General features: G+C 71.9%; 1 protein-coding gene. It reads right to left on the bottom strand.

Features of this window, described 5'->3' with window-relative positions; all coding sequences use genetic code 11:
* Nucleotides 1-849 (bottom strand): TauD/TfdA dioxygenase family protein (locus IEZ04_RS34315; protein ID WP_189220916.1); only part of this gene is annotated, 849 nt, incomplete at its 3' end.
* Nucleotides 850-858: the final 9 nt, after the last annotated feature.

Genomic DNA, 858 nt, shown 5'->3' with positions numbered 1-858 from the left:
CGGCACGGGGCCCACGGGGGTGTCCCCGCGGAGGGTGATGCGGTGCATGACGCGGTGCTGTTCGCCGTAGTCGCGGTTGGCGTAGTGGGACGTGCTGCGGTTGTCCCACAGGGTGACGTCGCCCGGCTGCCAGCGGTGGCGCACGATGTGTTCCGGCTTGGTGAGGTGGGCGTACAGGATGTCGAGGATGCCCCGGCTCTCGTGCTCGGAGACGCCGACGATGTGCGAGGTGAACCCCGGGTTGACGAACAGGCCCCTGCGTCCGCTCTCGGGGTGCACACGGACCACGGGGTGTTCCACGGGGACCAGCTCGGTGAACACCTCGCCGTCCCACAGGTTCCCGCGGCCCTTGCGCTTCTGGGCCAGGTAGTAGCCGAACTCCCGGCTGCCGTCGTGCACCGCGGTGAGCGGGTCGATCAACGCACGCAGCCCCGGGGAGAGCGACTCGTAGGCGAGCTGGCTGTCCGCCCAGGAGGTGTCGCCGCCGACGGGCGGCAGTACCACGGCCCGCAGGACGGAGATGGCGGGCGGGCGTCGCACGAACGTGACGTCGGTGTGCCACACGTCGGCGAAGCCGTTGTCCTGGCTGTCGAGGGAGTACACCTCGGGCGCCACGTCGCCCGAGTCGTGCACGGGGTGGCCCGCGGTGACCTCGCCCAGCCGCCGGCCGAAGTCGATCTGCGCGGCGTCGTCGAGGTCCTGGCCGCGCACGAACAGCACCTTGTGCTCGACGAGTGCCTCGCGGACCGCGGTGACCTGGTCGTCGTCGAGGCGCCCGAGGTCGATGCCGCGCACCTCGGCGCCGAAGCCCGGGCCGAGCCGGGTGATCCGGGCACCCGCCGAGGTCAGCCGGTCGGT

Origin of the sequence: Streptomyces ruber (genome assembly GCF_014648075.1) — a bacterium.
Lineage (GTDB): Bacteria > Actinomycetota > Actinomycetes > Streptomycetales > Streptomycetaceae > Streptomyces > Streptomyces ruber.
This window is presented reverse-complemented; position numbering and strand designations above follow the sequence as displayed.